Genomic DNA, 18198 nt, shown 5'->3' on the forward strand with positions numbered 1-18198 from the left:
CCTGCGGCGCTGGGCGGCCCTCACAGCCTGACTCTGCAAAAAACACCCCGAAACCCATGCCCAGCCATCGGCAGGGGAAGAAAAACACCGCCCTGCCCTCAACTGCGCCCCCAACAGGCCCATTTGCGCAACAGGCCCCCGAGGGGAGAGGGGAGGCGCTTGTGGTGATGTGGGCACGGCACTACATCGTCGGGCGAGTTGCGAGGACGTTACTTGCCTCCGGCGGGGATATTTGGTGAAGGGAAAGCTCTGGAGGCGGTAGAACGTGTCAGCCCCAGTCCAGCACCACCTTGCCCGACAGGCCCGACCGCATTGCCGCGAAGCCCTCCTCGAACCGGTCGACCGGGAAGCGGTGCGTGATGACCCGGCGGATGTCGAGGCCGTTTTCCAGCATGGCGATCATCTTGTACCAGGTCTCGAAGATTTCGCGGCCATAGACGCCCTTGATGGTGATCGCCTTGAAGACGATCCTTGACCAGTCGACCGGGGATTTGCCCGGGGGGATGCCGAGCATGGCGATGCGGCCGCCCATGACCATATGTTCGACCATCTGGTCAAGCGCGGCTTGCGAGCCTGACATCTCCATCCCCACATCGAACCCCTGGGTCATCTTGAGCGAGGGGTAGACGGAGCGGAGGTCGGTGTCGGTGACATTGACGGGAACGACATCGGTGACCCGCCCTGCCAAGTCGAGCCGCGCCTGGTTGATGTCGGTGATCACCACATTCCGCGCTCCAACATGCCGGGCGACGGCAGCTGCCATGATGCCGATGGGACCGGCGCCGGTGATAAGAACGTCTTCGCCCACAAGGTCGAAGCTGAGCGCGGTGTGGACGGCATTGCCGAGGGGGTCGAGGATGGCGCCGATCTCGTCGTCGATCGCGTCGGGCAGGGGGACGACGTTGAAAGCGGGAAGGCGGAGGTATTGTGCGAAAGCGCCGGGCTCGTTGACGCCGATGCCGCGGGTTTCGGGGTCGAGGTGGAACCTGCCCGACCGGCTTTGGCGGCTGGTTTTGCCGATCAGGTGGCCCTCGCCCGAGCATCTTTGCCCGATGGTCAGGCCTTCGACGTTGCGGCCTGTTTCGACGATCTCGCCGGCAAACTCGTGGCCGGTGACGAGCGGGACGGGGACGGTCTTCTGCGCCCAGTCGTCCCAGTTCCAGATGTGGATGTCGGTGCCGCAGATGCCGGTCTTGTGGATCTTGATCAGCACGTCATCCGGGCCGATCTCGGGGACGGGCCGGGTTTCCATCCAGAGGCCGGGTTCGGGTTTCGACTTGACCAGGACGACCATTTCGTTTGCGCGCCGTTCGCGCGCGGGCATTTCGTTGGTCATGAGACCCCCTTTGCAGCTTGGAACGCCAGCCATGTCCAGGTGACTCCGGCGTCGCGGTTGACCTTCTGGATCGACGGGGCCGGGCAGCGGAAGACCTCGGCCAAACCAACCTGGCCGAAGCCTCCGGCGGTGGCGTCGACGTCGATGGTGTGAAGCGGAAGCCCCGGCGGAGTGGGGCCATGGCGCAACGCCATAAGGAGCAGACCGCCAGGTGCGGTCAGGCGGGCGAGCGTGGCGGTGGCCCGGCCGCGTTCCTCTGGCGCAAGGTGGTGCCAGACGGCGGAGAGGTTCACCAAGTCATAGACCTGCCCGAGCGCCGAAAGCCCGGGCAGGTCCGGCAGCGCGTCGATAAGCCAGTTGATCCGGGCGTCGGACTTGCGCGCGGGTTCAAGAAAGGCGGCCACCGGGTCTACGGCGGTGACAGTATGGCCCATGTCCGCAAACCAGCGCGCATCGCGACCTGTGGCAGTGCCGATATCGGCGGTGCGGCAGGGAGTGGCGGGGACAAGATGACGGACTGGGGCGTAGATGTCCTCGGTCGGCAGGGTGTCGTAGCGGTCTCTCAGTGCGTCGGCGTGCGCGGCGTAATGGGCGATGGCGGCGGACGAGCCTTGTCCGGTCATTTGAGGATTCCGGTGGATTTTCCGGCGGTACGGAAGGCGGCGAGCGCCTGGTCGAGATCGTCTCGGGTGAGGGCCGCGTTCATCTGGGTGCGGATGCGGGCCTGGCCGTTCGGGACGACGGGAAAGAAGAAGCCCGCGACATGGATGCCGCGGGTGAAGAGGTCGGCGGCCATGGCTTGCGCGAAGTTTGCGTCGCCGAGCATGACGGGGACAATCGGATGCTCGCCCGGCAGAAGGGTGAAGCCTGCGTCGGTGAGCCCGTCGCGCCAGTAGGTGGCGTTTTCGCTGAGTTTGGCGCGGAGGTCGTCGGCCGCTTCCACGATGTCCAGGGCTGCCAGCGCCGCACCCACGACGGCGGGAGGCAGGGCGTTCGAGAAAAGGTAAGGCCGGGCGCGCTGGCGGAGGAGGTCGATCACCTCTTGCGGCCCCGCGATGTAGCCGCCCAACGCGCCGCCAAGCGCTTTGCCGAGGGTACCGGTCAGGAGGTCTACCTTCAGGCCCGCTCGGGCCGGGGTGCCGCGGCCTTCAGGGCCGATAAAGCCCGTCGCGTGGCAATCGTCGACCATGATCATTGCGCCGTAGCGGTCCGCGATGGCGCGGATTTCGGGGAGTTTGGCGAAATAGCCGTCCATCGAGAAGACGCCATCGGTCGCAATCAGGATGAAGCGGGCCTGGTCGGCGCGGGCGGCTTTCAGCTGGGCCTCAAGGTCGGCCATGTCGGAGTTGGCGTAGCGGTAGCGTTTCGCTTTGCAGAGGCGAATGCCGTCGATGATGCTCGCGTGGTTCAGGCTGTCGGAGATGACGGCGTCTTCCGGGCCGAAGAGGGGTTCGAAAAGCCCGCCGTTGGCATCGAAGCAGGCGGCGAAGAGGATGCTGTCGTCCTGGTTGAGGAACTGGGCCAGGCGGGTTTCGAGGCGGCGGTGCAGGTCCTGCGTCCCGCAGATGAAGCGGACCGAGGCCATGCCGAAGCCGTGGTCGTCCATAGCGGCTTTGGCGGCGGCGATCAGGCGGGGGTCATCGGCGAGCCCTAGGTAGTTGTTGGCGCAGAGGTTCAGCATCTCGCGCCCGGCCATCGCGACATGCGCGCCCTGCGGCCCGGTGATCAGGCGTTCGCGTTTCATCAGGCCGTCGGCTTCGATGGCTGAGAGAGTGTTGAAGATGTGGTCCAGAAAGGCGGCGCGGTCGGTCATCCTGTCCTCACTTCGCGGATAGCGGGACAGTTCCACAACTGGCCGGGATTGTCATGGGGTCGCGCGGGTCAGGTGCCGCAGAAGGTGACGTACTGGCCGAAGCTTGTCGGGGCGGGCAGCATGAAGGCCTCAGCCTCGGTGAAGGGGTCCTGGATGGCGGCGAGGAGGGCGTGGAAGGGGGCCATATCGCCATTGGTGGCGGCGGTCAGGGCCTCTTCGACCTTGTGGTTACGGGGGATGACGGCGGGGTTGGCTTTGGCGATGCGCTGGGCGGCGCCCTCCCCGGCGCGGGCTTTCCAGCGGGGAAGCCAGGCCTCCATGGCTCGGAAGTCGTCGAAGAGCGGGCGAAGGGTGGCGGGGTCCGCAAGGCGGCGGAAGGTGAGGGTCCAGTCGGCGCCCTCCATGGCGGTGAGGAGATCGTCGGCAAGGGTTGCGTCCTCGGGATCTTCGCCGATGAGGCCCAGCTTCCGGCGCATGACGGCGGTCCACTCGGTCCGGTAGCGCGCGGCGATCCCGGTCAGGCGGTCGTTTGCGATCTCGACGGCCTTGTTCTGGTCGGGGTCGAGGAAGGGGAGGAGCGTCTCGGCCAGGCGGGCGAGGTTCCAGGCCAGGATGAGGGGCTGGTTGGCATAGGCGTAGCGGCCCTGATGGTCGATGGAAGAGAAGACGGTGCCCGGCGCATAGCCTTCCATGAAGGCGCAGGGGCCGTAGTCGATCGTCTCGCCCGAGATCGCCATGTTGTCGGTGTTCATCACGCCATGGATGAAGCCAAGGCCCATCCACTGCGCGATCAGCCGCGCCTGGGCGGCGATCACGGCGTCGAGAAAGGCGAGGTAGGGGTTATCGGCCCCTGCGAGGTCGGGGTAGTGGCGGGCGATGGCGTAGTCGGCAAGCGCCCTGACCTGGGCCTGGTCGCCACGGGCCGCGAAGAACTGGAAGGTGCCGACGCGGAGGTGGCTCGCGGCAACGCGGGTCAGGACGGCGCCGGGAAGCGGGGTTTCGCGCCAGACGGTTTCGCCGGTGGCGACGACGGCAAGCGAGCGGGTCGTGGGGACGCCAAGTGCTGCCATGGCCTCCGAGATCAGGTATTCGCGCAGCATCGGGCCGATCACGGCCTTGCCGTCTCCACCACGCGAGAACGGCGTCTTCCCGGAGCCTTTCAGCTGGACGTCGAACCGCCGGCCGCCGGGCGCGGTGATCTCGCCCAGAAGATGCGCGCGCCCGTCGCCGAGCTGGGGCGAGAAGCCACCGAACTGGTGGCCAGCATAGGCCTGGGCGATGGGGTCGGCACCGGGGGGGAGGGCGGCGCCCGAGAACCAGGCTTCGGCCTCGGCTTCCGTCAGCGTGAGGCCCAGGTCACGGGCAAGCGGCTGGTTCAGGACCAGAAGCTTCGGGGCAGGGGCCGCATCCGGGGGGACGCGCAGATAGGTGCCCGGCAGATCGCGCGCGTAGGTGTGGTCGAAGGCGATGGTCATCGGCGACCCCTTTCGCGACAGGATATGCGCCTGCCGAGGCCCTGCCGCAAGGCTGGGTCGCTGTGAGCAAAATCCTTAAGTAAGGATTTTGGCAAATTTCTTACTCAAGAAATTTGGATCAGCACACATCACTGCAGGTTGAAGTGGTCGGGGCGGAGGGATTCGAACTCTCGACCTACGGTACCCAAAACCGTCGCGCTACCAGGCTGCGCTACGCCCCGACGAGCGCTCCCTTATAGGGGTTTCGCGGGGTTGAAAAGGCTCACTCTGCTTACTCCACGGTCGATCATGCCGGAATTGTCGGCAAGGGCGGTTGTCCTCGCCAATCACCGACCGCTCGGATAGGACACCCCGGCAGAGGAATGGGGGAGGGATCGATGGTGGTCAGGAAAACGGCGTACACGGTTTTTCTGGGCCGGCTTGGAGACCGCAACGATCTGGCAATGCAGGGGGCGCGGGCGATTGGCGAAGCGTTTGCGCGCCGAACGGGTGTAAAGCCGGTTGTCATCGGCGCCCCGGAGCCCGCGCGTAGTCAAGGCTGGCGCGAAGACCTTGATGCGGCTCTGCCCGCGCTGCGGCAGATGCAGACCCGGATTGACGATCTGATGAGCGATGGCGCGACCTCCATCGCCGTGGCCGGTCGCTGCGCCGTTTCGCTGGCAACCCTGCCGGCGGTCATGAAGCACAACCCTTCCGCCTGCGTCGTCTGGTTCGATTCGCACGCCGACCTGAACACACCTGACGCCACGACGACCGGCTATCTGGGCGGATTGGTCCTTGCGGCCCCGGCCGGGCTTTGGGACTCCGGTCTCGGTGCCGGGCTTCGCCTCCATCAGATCATACTGGTCGGCCAGCGCGATCTTGACCCGTTCGAGCAGGACCTGATCGACAGGCACGACATCACCCATATCGCGCCGCAAGGCGATCTGGTGATGGCTCTGCGCAAGGCGATTGCGGGCCGTGCGGTCTATGTGCATCTCGACTGCGACGTGCTGAACCCCGGGATCGTCCCCACGGATTATGTCTGCGAGGGCGGTCTTTCGCTTGCCGATCTGCAGGACTGCTGCAGGGTGATCGCCGAGCACGACGTCATCGGCATCGAAATCGCAGAGTTCCAGAACGCATGGACGCCAGGCGGCGAGGCCGTGTCGCCCGACCCGCTGTTGGACGCCCTGGGGCCGCTTTTGACCTGAGATATGGTTTGAGGCGATATCCGCCATTTGCTTGATTGGGACAACGAAGTGTGGGCCGAACGCTGCGAAATGCAGCGCCGTTGTTCACGGGCAATCAGGCGGCGCTCAGCGGAAACAACCGGCCAGCCAGGCCCGCGCAAGCGTCGTGTCGGCTTTGTTGGGCGCCCAGCCATGGCCGGCGTCGAGGGCATGATGGGTAACGACGGCGCCTGCGTCGCTAAGCTGCGCCACCAGCTGCAGTGGATCATCCGGCCGCCGCCGCTCGTCCCGGAGACCCGAAAGAACCAGAACGGGCTTGCCGTGCAGTGCGGGGAAGGTGAAGCGCGCCGATATCGGTTCGGGTCGCAGCAGAATGGCACCGACAAAGACGTCCGGCCGGACCGCCAAAAGTGCTTCAGCAAAGCCGGCTCCGCTGGAATAGCCCACGACCAGCAGAGCCTTTGCATCCGCCCCAACCACGCCGTCGGCGGAGATGGACTGCCTCGACGCCAGTTCCAGAAGCTCATTTGGATCGATGCTGCGGTCCGGTCGTCGCCTGAAGAATGTGAAACCTTCGCCGGCCGCGAAAGGCCCCCGGGGACAGCGGCAGGGCATCCCCGGCGCAATGTCCGCGATGAAGCCTGTCAGCGAGGCCTCGTTCTGCGCAGAACCGTGAAGTGCCAGGACCGTGAACACCCGTCTGCCCTTTGCCGATCCGATCGATGAGGAGGGCAGCTAACCTGCGGACATCACTCCCCGCAGGGCCAGACCGCCATTGCCGTAGGAACCGCAGGATGCCGCAGCTCTGCCCCAGGGCCGATCCCCAGCTTCTCGGCCAGCCCGCCGTTGATTTCGAGGACGAACTGCACGCCCTCGCCGCCGTCGATCGGTGTCAGGTCGCCGGGCACGGCGTTGGAATGCACCTTTGTGACCGTGCCGGTCGCGTCGGCAAAGACCATGTCCAGCGGAATGAGCGTGTTCTTCATCCAGAAACCCACCCGTCGCGGGCTTTCGTAGACGAAAAGCATGCCCGATGCCGGAGCAAGCTCGGTCCGGAACATGAGGCCCCGGGCGCGCTCTTCCGCGTCATCGGCCACTTCCACGGCAAAGCTCTCGCGCCCGTCCGTCCAGCGCAGGTCCAGCCGGTCGGTGGCGCAAGCCGCCTCTGCAGCCGCCGCGCCGGGCTGTAGCAGCACGGCGAGGCAGCAGCAAAGGACGCGGAGGTCGGGCATCAGGGCTTCTCTCGCGATGCGGTTTCCCACGAGACGACCTGGACAGCCATGCGCCCGCGGCGACCATCGATGATGCGCAGCGCGACAGCCTCGCCGGCCGCAAGGTCGGCAAAGCCCGAAACGCGCAGCACTTCGGCGTGCACGAACACATCCTCCGGGCGACCGAAGACGTTGGCAAAGCCAAAGCCCTTGCCCTTGTCGAACCACTTCACCCGCGCCGGTTCAAGCCCGAGTGCCAGGATATCGGCGCTGACCATCTGAGCGGCGTCTTCGCCAAATGGCAGCACCAGGCCTTCCGGCGGGTCGATGCGGGTCACTTCGACGGCTTGAACGCCGCGCTGTGTCCGCTGGATTCGCACTTCGATCCCGGCGCCATCTGCGACCGAGCCTTGCCCGAAGTTCCGCAGAACGTTCGCGTGCAAGAGAATGTCTGTCTCCGATTGATCCGAAACAATGAACCCGAAACCCTTGGAAGGATCAAACCACTTCACCCGACCATGCACGACATGCGTGGTCTCTTCTTCTTCCGTCATTTGCAGAGCCTTCTCCCCAGAATGAGCCCCAAGGTGCACAAATGCCGACAAACCTGCCCGCTGTTCAAGGGGGATTCGACCAGTTGGTCAATGAATGTTCGGCAAGCCTTAGAATCCTACGGATTCAATCTGTCGACGACCCATTCCGCCGAAAGCGCGGGCCTTTGCCAGCGGAAGCGGTCGTGCAGCCGGAACGCGCCGTCGGCCCAGAACTCCATTTCAAGCGGGCGAATCCTGACACCGCCCCAGAACGGCGGGCGGGGCGGGTTCGGTCCTTTCGTCACGGCGACCCGCGCTGCCTCGGCCATCAGCGCCTCACGCGAGGCCAGCGGTTCGGACTGCTGCGAGGCCCAGGCGCCCAGGCGGGACTTCAGCGAGCGGCTGGCGAAATACTCGTCAGCCTTGGGCCCTTCCTCGCGTTCGGTCAGCCCACGGACGCGAATCTGACGGCGGAGCGACTTCCAATGGAGCACGAACGCCGCCTTGCCCGAGGCCGCGATCTCCCGCCCCTTTTTCGAGCCGTAGTTGGTGTAGAAGACGAACCCGTCGTCCTCGATGTCCTTCAGAAGCACCATCCGCACGTTCGGCAGCCCGTCGGCATCCACCGTCGCCAAAGCGATCGCGTTCGGATCGTTCGGCTCGACCGGCTCGGCCTCGGCCAGCCAGGCCCGCGCCAGCGCGAACGGGTCGCTGCCCGCGAAAATCCCGCCTCGGTCCATATGGAACTCCTTACCACGGGCGTAAGGACCTGCCTTGAAGGCTGGCCCCTCTTCGCCTACACGTCGATGTCAACGAAAAAGTGGGTGAGGGGTCAGGAATGTCAACCGGACTTATGCACGGCAAGCGCGGGCTCATCATGGGGCTTGCGAACGACAAGTCCATCGCCTGGGGGATCGCCCAAGCCGTCGCGGCCCAAGGCGCAACGCTGGCCTTCTCCTACCAGGGCGAAGCGCTGAAGAAGCGGGTCGAGCCGCTGGCCGAAAGCCTTGGGAAGCCTTTGCTCTTTGAATGCGACGTGGCCAGCGAAGAGAGCATGGATGCGCTGTTCGCGGGTCTGAAGGAAACCTGGGGCACGCTTGACTTCGTCGTTCATGCCATCGGCTTTTCCGACAAGAACGAGCTTCGCGGTCGCTATGTCGACACCAGCCGGGCTAACTTCCTGATGTCGATGGACATCTCGGTCTATTCCTTCACCGCGATCTGCCAGCGCGCGGCGCCCCTGATGGGGCAGGGGGGCAGTCTTCTGACCCTTACCTACTACGGCGCCGAAAAGGTCATGCCGCACTACAACGTCATGGGCCTCTGCAAGGCAGCACTCGAGGCGTCGGTGAAGTATATCGCCGAGGATCTGGGCAAGGACGGCATCCGCGTGAACGCGATCTCGGCGGGGCCGATCAAGACGCTCGCCGCGTCGGGCATCGGCGATTTCCGCTATATCATGAAGTGGAACGAGCTGAATTCGCCCCTCCGCCGCAACGTGACGCAGGAAGAAGTGGGCAAGGCCGCACTTTACCTTCTGTCGGACCTTGGCAGCGGTACGACGGGCGAGAACCTGCATGTTGACGCCGGCTACCATGTGGTGGGCATGAAAGCGATCGAGGCGCCGGACATCGACCTTCTGCAGGGGCGGAAAGAGGGCGGGCAATGACGCTCACTGCCTTTGCAGCCGCGTGGTTCCTGCACCTGATCGCTGCGGCATCCCCTGGCCCCGCAGTCCTGATGACCGCTCGCACCGGCATGACCGAAGGGTTCCTCACGGGCGCCTGGGTCGCGGTCGGGGTAGGCCTTGGCGCCGTCTTCTGGGCTGTTGCCGCACTCTTCGGCCTTGCGATCCTGTTCGAGCTCGCCCCCGCGCTTCTCTGGGCCTACAAGATCGCCGGGGGCCTTTTCCTGTGCTGGATTGCATGGCAGATGTGGTCTCATGCGCGCGAACCCCTTGAAATGGCGGCGGAAGGTGCCTTGCCGCGCTCGGTCGGCTCGGCGTTCCGGCTGGGCTTGGTGACCAACCTTGCCAACCCCAAACCCGCTGTCTTCTTCGGCGCGGTCTTCGTCGGCACCGTGCCTCCCGGCACCAGCCTGCCCTGGATCGCCGCCCTCCTTTTCGTCGTCTTCCTGAATGAACTGGTGTGCAACGTCCTCGTCGCCCGCGCCTTTTCCTTTGCCGCCCCCCGCCGCGCCTACGCACGCCTGAAAACCACGATAGACCGCAGCTTCGGCGGCATTCTCGCCGTACTCGGCATCAAGATCGCCGCCACCTGAAGGAGCCTGACATGTCCGCCGACCGCTTGCCGCATGAAAAGGGTTTTCACGTCAGCTGGGACCAGATCCACCGCGATGCCCGCGCGCTCGCCTGGCGGCTGGACGGCAAGGGTCCGGACGACGGCGGCACCTGGCGGGCGGTCGTGGCGATCACCCGTGGGGGGCTTGTCCCGGCGATGATCGTGGCGCGTGAGCTTGACGTGCGGGTGATCGACACGATCAGCGTCCGGTCCTACAGCCATCAAAGCCAGTCCGAAGCGCGGGTGATCAAGGCGCCGCAAGAGGAGCTCATGGGGGATGGCACGGGCATCCTGGTGGTCGACGATCTGGTCGACAGCGGCAAGACGCTGGAACTGGTCCGCAGGCTCTACCCCAAGGCGCATTTCGCGACGGTCTACGCGAAGCCCCACGGCAAGCCCCAGGTCGACAGCTACATCACCGAAGTCAGCCAGGACACCTGGATCTTCTTCCCTTGGGACATGGCGCTGCAGTACGTCCAGCCGATGCGCGGCGCGGATTGAGGCGGGTCTAATCGTGCAGGTGGCGTTCGACGTCCTGCGCGCTGTGCAGGACGCGGATGATGTCCAGCCGGTCACCTTGGTCGCGGAACCAGATGACATGCGATCCGCAGGGGCGCTTGCAGATACCGGATCGAACGGTCGCTGGCCTACCCTTTCGATCACCCGCAGCGAGAGCCTCGATCTCTGCCACAAGCGAGCGATGATATCGGTCTGCCTGTGCGGGGGACCAATGGCGCAGGGTGTAAAGCCAGATGTCTTCGAGGTCCTGTTCGGCGCTAGGTGAAAGGCGGTAGGGCTTAGCTGCCATGTTTGGCGTCATACTTCGCATGCATCCGGGCGAGGAATGCCTCACTGTCGAACGGTCTCGGCTCCCCCGATTCCTCGCCCTCGATCAGCGCGGCCTCCAAGGCCTTCACCTTGGCCTCGTGCTCTTGCAGAAGCCGCAGGCCCGCCCGCACCACGTCGCTGGCCGAGCCATAGCGGCCGGTCTGCACCTGGGCGTCGATAAAGCTGGTGAAATGGTCGCCGAGCGAGACGGAGGTATTGCGGGGCATGGCTTCGGTCCTTTTGCGGGGATAGCCCCGGAATATACCAGAAAGTACCAAAAGACAATACAGGTCCCGGACCGAGTCACCAACGGGGGCTTGCAACTACGGGGCTTCCGGTGACACTTCCGGCGATCCCAAACCATGGACCGCCCGAGCATGACCCTTCCCCTGAACCCGGCCTTCGCCGCTACCGAACCCCCGCCGGTCATGGAGGCGCGGCGCTGGATCGAAGGGGTCGTGTTCCCCAAGGACCGCCCGCTGATCAACATCAGCCAGGCCGCCCCCGTCGAAAGCCCGCCGCTTGGTCTGCGCCAGGCGCTTGCCGATGCGGCGCTGAACGACCCGAATGCGCATCTTTATGGCCCGGTCCTGGGTCTGCCTGCTCTGCGTGAGGAGATCGCCCGGCAGTGGTCCACCAGCTATGGGGGAGAGATCAGGCCTTCGCAGGTCGCGATCACCCAAGGCTGCAACCAGGCCTTCTGTACCGTCATGGCCACGCTCGCCGGGCCGGGGGATGAGGTCATCCTCACAACGCCCTGGTATTTCAATCACAAGATGTGGCTCGACATGGCTTCGGTCACCACGGTGCCGCTGGAAACCGATGACAGCCTGATCCCCTCGACCGAGGCCGCCGCCGCGTTGATCACCCCGCGCACCCGCGCCATTGTGCTCGTCAGCCCCAACAACCCCGGCGGTGTCGAATATCCGGCGGAAACCCTGACGGCCTTCCGCGATCTTGCCCGCGCCCATGGCCTTGCGCTTATCGTCGATGAGACCTACCGCGACTTCGACAGCCGTCCCGGCGCGCCGCATCAGCTTTTCGCCGATCCGGACTGGCCTGACACGCTGATCCATCTTTACAGCTTTTCAAAGGCTTATCGGCTCACAGGGCACCGCGTGGGTGCCATGATCGCCTCAGAGGCACGCCTGGCCGAAGCCGAGAAGTTCCTCGACACCGTCGCGATCTGCCCCAGCCAGCTTGGCCAGATCGCAGCACTTTGGGGGATGCGGAACCTTGGCCAGTGGCTGGCCGGGGAACGCGACGAAATCCTCGCCCGCCGCCGCGCGATGGTTGAAGGGTTCAAGGGGTTGAAGGGCTGGAAGCTCCTGGGCTGCGGAGCCTATTTCGCTTATGTCGAGCATCCCTTTGATGAACCGTCCGACGCGCTTTGCAAGCGGCTGGTCACCGAAGCCTCGCTTCTGATGCTGCCCGGCACGATGTTCCAGCCCGAAGGGTCCGCCGCCGGCAAGCGTCAGATCCGCATCGCCTTTGCCAATGTCGACGTGGCGGGCATCGCCGAGGTGATCCGGCGGCTCGCGGCGACAAATTCCTTTACGAAAGATTGATGAAATCTCTTTTATATGAAAATCAATGACTTAAGATGTTGACCCACCGTGGGACACATGCGGCACATCGCGATCTTGATCTTGCCCCTCCGCCGCCTTCCCACTATTCACCATGCCCAGAACTGTGCCCGAACAACCCAAAGGCAGACCGATGGCGAAGACCCCGGACGACGAACCGAAGCGCCCGAAAAGCAAGGTGAAGGAGACCGCGGTCTGGGTCATGGTGGGCATGCTGATCGTCGGGCTCGGCGGTTTCGGGGTGACAGGCTTCAACAGCACCGTGACCAGGATCGGCAGCGTCGGCGATACCGATATCACGGCCGACGAATACGCCCGCGCTCTGCAGGCGCAGGTGAGCGCCTTTTCGCAGCAGTTCAGCCAGCAGATCACGGTGCAGGAGGCGCTTGCCTTCGGGGTCGACAAGCAGGTGCTGCAGGACCTTATCACCCGTGCGGCGCTGGACAACGAAGCGCACCGCCTGGGCCTTTCGGTGGGCGATGAGATTGTCGCGAGCGAACTGATGACGCTCGATCGGTTCAAGGCCGCGTCGGGCGGCTTTGACCGTGGGGCGTATAGCAACTTCCTGGACCGCAACAGGCTGACCGAGACCGAATACGAGACGAACCTGCGCCGCGATATCTCGCGCGAGGTTCTGCAGGGCGCCGTCGGGGGCGGCTTCGCAGCGCCGAAGCCCATGACCGATACGCTTTACACCTGGGCCGCGGAACGTCGCGGCTTTTCCATGCTGCGGCTGGCCGAGGGCGACCTGGCTGCTCCCCTGGCCGAGCCGACGGATGTCGAGCTCAAGGCCCATTATGATGCCCATCTCGACCGGTTCACGAAGCCCGAGGCGAAACGCATCACCTATGCGGCACTGCTGCCTGATGTGGTTGCCAAGGACCAGCCGGTCGATGATGCGATGCTGCAGGAGATGTATCAGGACCGGATCGAAGAGTTCGTGATCCCCGAGCGCCGGATCGTCGAGCGTCTGGTCTACCCCGATCTGGCCACCGCCGACGCGGCCAAGGCCAAGCTTGATGGCGGCACGTCTTTCGAGGACCTCGTCACCGAACGCGGCCTGACGCTGGATGCCATCGACCTCGGGGACATCGCACAGGACGAGCTTGGCGAGGCGGGCGAGGCGGTCTTTGCCGCGGCCGAAGGCACCGTCGTCGGCCCCCTGCCGTCCGATCTTGGTCCGGCGCTTTTCCGGGTGGTCGCCTTGCTGGCAGCCGAGGAGACGACCTTTGACGAGGCCCGCGACACGCTTGCGGTCGAGATCCGGACCGACGCGGCGCGCCGCCTGATTGCGGACAGGGTGGAAGAGATCGACAACGAACTCGCTGCCGGGGCCACGCTTGAGGACTTGCAGAACAATCTTGGGCTTCAGCTTGCGACGCTGGACTTCGTGCCCGGCCAGCAGGGCGAGGCGGCAATCGAAGGCTATCCGGCCTTCCGCGCTGCGGCCGAGGCAGTACAGGCCGACGACTTCGCCGAGGCGATTGTCCTTGATGACGGCGGTGTCGTGGCCCTCCGGCTGGACGAGATCGTGCCTGCAGCCCCAATACCCTTTGACGAGGCCAAGGAGAGGGTGGCCGAAGACTGGCGCAAGGATGCGCTGGCGAAGGCGCTTTCGGCCCGCGCGGTCGAGATCAAGTCGGCCATCGAAGGCGGGGCGGCCATCGGCGGCTTCGGCATCGTCGACGTGACCCCGGAAACCGCCCGCAGTGGCTATATCGACGGTACGCCGGACAGTCTTATGCCGGCGGTCTTCAAGATGGCCGAGGGTGACGTGCAGGTGATCGAGGCCGAGGGCTTTGTCGCGGTCGTCCGGCTTGACCGCATCCAGCCCGCCGCAATGGAAGGCGCCGACGCCGAGGCGATTACGGCATCGATCGCGGCCCAGATCGAACAGGCCATTGCCACCGATGCCTTCAACGCCTTCACCAATTCGCTGACGGCCGGGGCCGGGATCACCCTCGACCAGGCCGCGATCAACGCCGTCAATTCGAGCATGAACTGATGCAGTTGCAGCCGGGTTTTGCCGAGTTCGAGGCGGGCTGGAACGAAGGGAAGAACCAGATCATCTGGGCGCGTCTGGCGGCCGACCTCGATACGCCGGTGAGCCTGATGCTGAAGCTCGGCGATGCGCGGGCCGATACGTTCATGCTGGAGTCGGTGACGGGCGGCGAGGTTCGGGGCCGCTATTCCATCGTCGGCATGAAGCCCGATCTGGTCTGGCAGTGCCATGGCGAGAAAAGCCGGATCAACCGCGAGGCACGCTTTGACCGGCAAAGCTTCACCGATCTGCCAGGCCACCCGCTGCAGACCCTGCGCGACCTTCTGGCGGAATGCCGGATCGAGATGCCTGAGGGGCTGCCTGCCGTCTCGGCGGGGCTTTTCGGCTATCTCGGGTACGACATGATCCGCCTGGTGGAGCATCTGCCGCAGGTGAACCCCGATCCGCTGGGCCTGCCGGATGCCGAGCTGATCCGCCCCTCGGTCATCGCCGTTCTTGACGGGGTGAAGGGTGAGGTGACGGTGGTGGCACCCGCCTGGGTCGCCTCGGGTCTCTCGGCGCGCGCGGCCTATGCGCAGGCGGCTGAGCGGGTGATGGACGCGCTTCGCGACCTTGACCGCGCGCCATCGGCGGCCCGCGATCTGGGCGAGGTGGCACCGGTCGGCCCGGCGCAGTCGAACTTCACCCACGCGGGCTACAAGGCTGCGGTCGAGAAGGCCAAGGAGTACATCCGCGCCGGTGACATCTTCCAGGTGGTGCCCAGCCAGCGCTGGTCGCAGCGCTTTGAACTCCCGCCCTTCGCGCTTTACCGCTCGCTTCGGCGCACCAATCCCTCGCCGTTCATGTTCTTCTTCAACTTCGGCGGCTTCCAGGTCATTGGCGCCAGCCCCGAAATCCTCGTCCGCCTCAGGGACGGCGAAGTCACGATCCGCCCCATCGCGGGCACGCGGAAGCGCGGCGCCACGCCCGAGGAAGATCGCGCGCTCGAGGCCGATCTTCTCGCCGACCCCAAGGAGCGGGCCGAGCATCTGATGCTTCTCGACCTTGGGCGCAACGACGCGGGCAGGGTGTCAAAGGTCGGAACCGTGCGTCCGACCGAAACCTTCATCATCGAGCGCTACAGCCACGTCATGCACATCGTGTCGAACGTGGTGGGAGAGCTTGCGGACGGCGAGGACGCCCTTTCGGCGCTGCTGGCAGGCCTTCCCGCAGGCACGGTCTCGGGCGCGCCGAAGGTCAGGGCAATGGAGATCATCGACGAGCTGGAACCCGAAAAGCGCGGCATCTACGGTGGCGGCGTGGGCTACTTTGCGGCCAATGGCGAGATGGACTTCTGCATCGCCCTTCGGACCGCTGTCCTGAAGGACGAGACGCTGTATGTCCAGGCAGGCGGCGGGGTTGTTTACGACAGCGACCCCGAGGCCGAGTACCAGGAAACCGTCAACAAATCCAACGCTTTGCGCCGTGCGGCAGAAGATGCGGGACGCTTCGCGGGGCGAGCCAACGGCTAGGCCCGCCCCAGCGCGATTTTTCGACGAAAAATCGAAAACCCGGTGCGCCGGTGTCAGTCGACTTTCAACACGGCCGTCAGTGGGGCCAAGGCGACAGTCGCGGCCCGGCCTTCGACCGTCCATTCCAGAAGCGCCGCCACCGTTTCGGCATTCGCCTCACCGACGACGCTGACGCTGCCGTCCTGCCCGGCCTTGAAGACGGCACGGTCCAGAAGCCTGCGCACGGCAACGCGGTCGCTGCCGGCTGATCCAAGGTCACGGAACACCACTGCCGCCTCAAGATCGTCGCGCCGGGCCACCTGGTCGGCCGCATTCAGCCCCTCGTCCCAGGTCAGAAGCCCGCGGCCCTGGGCCTTCACGATCGGCACGACGAGACTCGCCAGCGGCCGGTCGTTCTGGAAGGCGGATTGAGACAGGTCCATCACGGCCACCGCCTCGGGCAGGCCCTGTTCCATCGACTGGAAGGCGACCTCGACATCCGATGCCTGCGCCCCTTCGGCAATGCCGGTGGCGAGCATCACCACTTCCTTGCCCCCCGCCCGGTAGACCGCGGCGCGTTCCGGCGTTGCCGGATCCAGGGGATCGAGCGCGAAGCTTACGGGGAAGGGCAGGGCGGCAAGGCTGGCGCGGTCAAGATCGGCCCCGCCACCGTCGATCAGCACGACAGCCAGTGTCGGCTTGTTTTCGGGATTCTCGAACTTGGTCGCGAACTGGGCGATCGGGCGCGGATCGGCGGGCGGCGCGGCCTCTTCGACTACGGGCGCTTCGGCGGTCTCGGTCTCGGTCTCGCGATCGGTGATAGTGCCTTCGCCCCGGTCGATAAGGCCGGGTGTCGGCTTGAAGGTTGATCCTCCGGCTTCGGCTTCCGGCGCAGCCTCGACGATGGCCTCGGGTGCGGCCTCGGGCAGCGTCTCCGCTGGAGTTCCGGGCATTTCGGCTGCCTCGATGCCCGGCATGCTGCCCGCTTCCGGGGTGGCCTCGGCTGGGGCGGCGTCCGCAATCGGCTCGTCCGCCGGGGCCGGTTCCATTGGCGCCGGTTCCACAGGTGCGGGTTCTACAGGTGCCGGTTCCTCAGGGGCCAGCTCAGCCAGAGGCGCCTCGGCTGGCGGCTCTTCCACTGGTGGCACGGTCTCGACAGGAGTTGGTTCGGGTGCGACCTCGGCGGCTGGCGGTTCGACCGCAGGTTCGGCTGGCGCGGTTTCCACGACCAAAGGCTCTTCGGGTTCGACGGCTTCAGCCGGGGCCTCAACTACGGACTCGTCCGCCGCTGGCGCCGTTGGCTCGGGGGCCTCCGCCGCCGTTTCGGCCTCGGCCACCACGGTTTCGGAAGGCGCGGGTTCCTCTGGGACGGCTTCCACAATGGCGGGCTCGGTCGGAGCGGGTTCGGCTTCTGGCGCCGGTTCCGTACCAGCATCGGCCTCGGCGGCCGGTGCGGCATCCTGATCAACATCCGGAGCTGCCGCAACTTCCGCCGTGCCGTCACCCGCTGTCTCGGTCTCGGGCACTGTTTCCGCTGGTGCAGGGTCAGCCACTGTCTCCTCGGTCGCTGCAGCCGGGGCTGCTGGCGCCTCGGCGGCGGCATCGGGCTCGGCTATGGGCGGTTTTTCCGGGTTCGGTGCGGTTTCAGGCTGGGCAACCTCGGCGGCGGCGGCAGGGGCAGCCTCGGCCGGTGCCCCGTCGTCGGCAGGCGGCACTGGCCCGGCATCTGCAAGCGCGACCTCGGGTTGCACCTCCGGCTCGGCGGCAGGGGCGGTCTCGGCCATCTCTTCGGCCGCCGGTTCGGGCTCGGCCGCCGGTTCTGGCTCGGCTGGCGCAGCTGGTTCCGGCTCGGCCATGGTTGTCGCATCGGCTGTTGCCTCGGGCGCACTTGCCGAAGGCGCAGTTTCGGTTTCGGCAACCTCCGCGGCAGGGGCTTCCTCGGCCGGGGCTTCTTCAGCGGGGGCTTCCGGTGCAGCAGCTTCTTCGACCGGCGGCGCTTCCGCCTCGGCGGCCGCTTCCGGCATGGGCTCTGGTGTGGCTTCCGGCATGGGCTCTGGCGTGGCTTCCGGCGCAGGCTCTGGCGTGGCTTCCGGCTCGGCCTTCGCTTCGACAGTGGCCCCGGCATCGACCTCGGTCGCCTCCGGCGCCTCGATCGGGTCCGTACCGGTAGCTACGGGCTTGTTTTCATTCGCGGGCACATCCGGAAGAAACGCCGAGCCGACCACCAACCCACCAGCGACGAGAACGCCACCGGTTACCATGCCAAGGATGAACTTGCCGATCAATGCTGCCTCCAGCTCTGCGCCGTTGCGACCTTTTCGGGGAGTGGCTGCCCCAGGGCCGCCCCGATCAGGCCAGGGATGCTCCCCGGCGCCATTCTTGTTGCTGCGGAAGTATAGCCTGCGCTGAAGCGGCATTCATCCCTTTTCGTCACGCTCGTCAATAAGTTGCC

General features: G+C 65.7%; 18 protein-coding genes and 1 tRNA gene. 7 read left to right on the plus strand and 12 right to left on the minus strand.

The window, feature by feature from the left end; genetic code table 11:
* Positions 1-268: 268 nt before the first annotated feature.
* The 5 genes from tdh to ACRCSW_RS02320 all read right to left on the minus strand — a co-directional run bounded on the left by tdh (position 269) and on the right by ACRCSW_RS02320 (position 4845).
* Positions 269-1294: an L-threonine 3-dehydrogenase gene (gene tdh / locus ACRCSW_RS02300; RefSeq protein ID WP_438702445.1), complete on the minus strand. Its 1026-nt coding sequence runs from the start codon at positions 1292-1294 to the stop codon at positions 269-271.
* Positions 1295-1332: 38 nt separating this feature from the next.
* Positions 1333-1959 carry a class I SAM-dependent methyltransferase gene (locus tag ACRCSW_RS02305; RefSeq protein WP_438702372.1) on the minus strand — a complete coding sequence of 209 codons (627 nt, stop codon included), beginning with the start codon at positions 1957-1959 and terminating at the stop codon, positions 1333-1335.
* Positions 1956-3149: a glycine C-acetyltransferase gene (locus ACRCSW_RS02310; protein WP_438702373.1), complete on the minus strand. Its 1194-nt coding sequence runs from the start codon at positions 3147-3149 to the stop codon at positions 1956-1958. The genes ACRCSW_RS02305 and ACRCSW_RS02310 overlap by 4 nt, the downstream gene beginning before the upstream one ends.
* A gap of 68 nt (positions 3150-3217) precedes the next feature.
* Entirely contained in the window at positions 3218-4624 is a 1407-nt protein-coding gene (locus tag ACRCSW_RS02315) for a protein adenylyltransferase SelO (RefSeq protein WP_438702374.1), read from the minus strand.
* Positions 4625-4768: 144 nt separating this feature from the next.
* Positions 4769-4845: transfer RNA gene (locus ACRCSW_RS02320), tRNA-Pro, on the minus strand.
* Positions 4846-5001: 156 nt separating this feature from the next.
* Between ACRCSW_RS02320 and ACRCSW_RS02325 the strand changes: the two genes are divergently transcribed.
* Positions 5002-5817, plus strand: a complete 816-nt coding sequence (locus ACRCSW_RS02325) for an arginase family protein (protein WP_438702375.1) — start codon at positions 5002-5004, stop codon at positions 5815-5817.
* Between the two features lie 105 nt (positions 5818-5922).
* Here the strand turns inward: ACRCSW_RS02325 and ACRCSW_RS02330 are convergent, their stop codons facing one another.
* The 4 genes from ACRCSW_RS02330 to pdxH form a co-directional block, all read right to left on the minus strand.
* Positions 5923-6492 carry an alpha/beta hydrolase gene (locus ACRCSW_RS02330; protein ID WP_438702376.1) on the minus strand — a complete coding sequence of 190 codons (570 nt, stop codon included), beginning with the start codon at positions 6490-6492 and terminating at the stop codon, positions 5923-5925.
* 53 nt (positions 6493-6545) lie between these two features.
* The gene (locus tag ACRCSW_RS02335; protein ID WP_438702377.1) at positions 6546-7028 is read right to left on the minus strand and encodes a DUF192 domain-containing protein; all 483 of its coding nucleotides are present in this window, start codon (positions 7026-7028) and stop codon (positions 6546-6548) included.
* Positions 7028-7561, minus strand: a complete 534-nt coding sequence (locus ACRCSW_RS02340) for a cold-shock protein (RefSeq protein ID WP_438702378.1) — start codon at positions 7559-7561, stop codon at positions 7028-7030. The genes ACRCSW_RS02335 and ACRCSW_RS02340 overlap by 1 nt, the downstream gene beginning before the upstream one ends.
* Positions 7562-7677: 116 nt before the next feature.
* Positions 7678-8280, minus strand: a complete 603-nt coding sequence (gene pdxH, locus ACRCSW_RS02345; RefSeq protein ID WP_438702379.1) for a pyridoxamine 5'-phosphate oxidase — start codon at positions 8278-8280, stop codon at positions 7678-7680.
* Between the two features lie 98 nt (positions 8281-8378).
* Here pdxH and fabI point away from each other — a divergent pair, with 98 nt between their 5' ends.
* From fabI to gpt, 3 genes are read left to right on the plus strand one after another with little or no spacing between them, the layout of a single operon-like run.
* Entirely contained in the window at positions 8379-9209 is an 831-nt protein-coding gene (gene fabI, locus ACRCSW_RS02350; protein ID WP_438702380.1) for an enoyl-ACP reductase FabI, read from the plus strand.
* Positions 9206-9820 carry a LysE family translocator gene (locus tag ACRCSW_RS02355; RefSeq protein WP_438702381.1) on the plus strand — a complete coding sequence of 205 codons (615 nt, stop codon included), beginning with the start codon at positions 9206-9208 and terminating at the stop codon, positions 9818-9820. The genes fabI and ACRCSW_RS02355 overlap by 4 nt, the downstream gene beginning before the upstream one ends.
* 11 nt (positions 9821-9831) lie before the next feature.
* Positions 9832-10341 carry a xanthine phosphoribosyltransferase gene (gpt, locus tag ACRCSW_RS02360; protein WP_438702382.1) on the plus strand — a complete coding sequence of 170 codons (510 nt, stop codon included), beginning with the start codon at positions 9832-9834 and terminating at the stop codon, positions 10339-10341.
* A gap of 7 nt (positions 10342-10348) precedes the next feature.
* Here gpt and ACRCSW_RS02365 read toward each other — a convergent pair whose 3' ends face one another.
* Positions 10349-10648 carry a type II toxin-antitoxin system RelE/ParE family toxin gene (locus tag ACRCSW_RS02365; RefSeq protein WP_438702383.1) on the minus strand — a complete coding sequence of 100 codons (300 nt, stop codon included), beginning with the start codon at positions 10646-10648 and terminating at the stop codon, positions 10349-10351.
* Entirely contained in the window at positions 10638-10895 is a 258-nt protein-coding gene (locus ACRCSW_RS02370) for a type II toxin-antitoxin system ParD family antitoxin (protein ID WP_438702384.1), read from the minus strand. The genes ACRCSW_RS02365 and ACRCSW_RS02370 overlap by 11 nt, the downstream gene beginning before the upstream one ends.
* Before the next feature lie 150 nt (positions 10896-11045).
* On the opposite strand from ACRCSW_RS02370, the gene ACRCSW_RS02375 reads away from it, so the two are divergent.
* From ACRCSW_RS02375 to trpE, 3 genes are all read left to right on the plus strand, one after another.
* The gene (locus ACRCSW_RS02375; RefSeq protein WP_438702385.1) at positions 11046-12236 is read left to right on the plus strand and encodes an aminotransferase; all 1191 of its coding nucleotides are present in this window, start codon (positions 11046-11048) and stop codon (positions 12234-12236) included.
* Between the two features lie 151 nt (positions 12237-12387).
* Complete coding sequence (locus tag ACRCSW_RS02380) at positions 12388-14259, plus strand: peptidyl-prolyl cis-trans isomerase (protein WP_438702386.1); 1872 nt, start codon at positions 12388-12390, stop codon at positions 14257-14259.
* Complete coding sequence (gene trpE / locus ACRCSW_RS02385; protein WP_438702387.1) at positions 14259-15767, plus strand: anthranilate synthase component I; 1509 nt, start codon at positions 14259-14261, stop codon at positions 15765-15767. Before ACRCSW_RS02380 ends, trpE begins: the two co-directional genes overlap by 1 nt.
* Positions 15768-15820: 53 nt before the next feature.
* Here the strand turns inward: trpE and ACRCSW_RS02390 are convergent, their stop codons facing one another.
* A complete protein-coding gene (locus tag ACRCSW_RS02390; protein WP_438702388.1) occupies positions 15821-18031 on the minus strand; it encodes a divergent polysaccharide deacetylase family protein in 2211 nt (736 codons plus the stop codon).
* Positions 18032-18198 lie beyond the last annotated feature (167 nt).

Source organism: Tabrizicola sp. (assembly GCF_051645465.1).
GTDB lineage: Bacteria > Pseudomonadota > Alphaproteobacteria > Rhodobacterales > Rhodobacteraceae > Tabrizicola.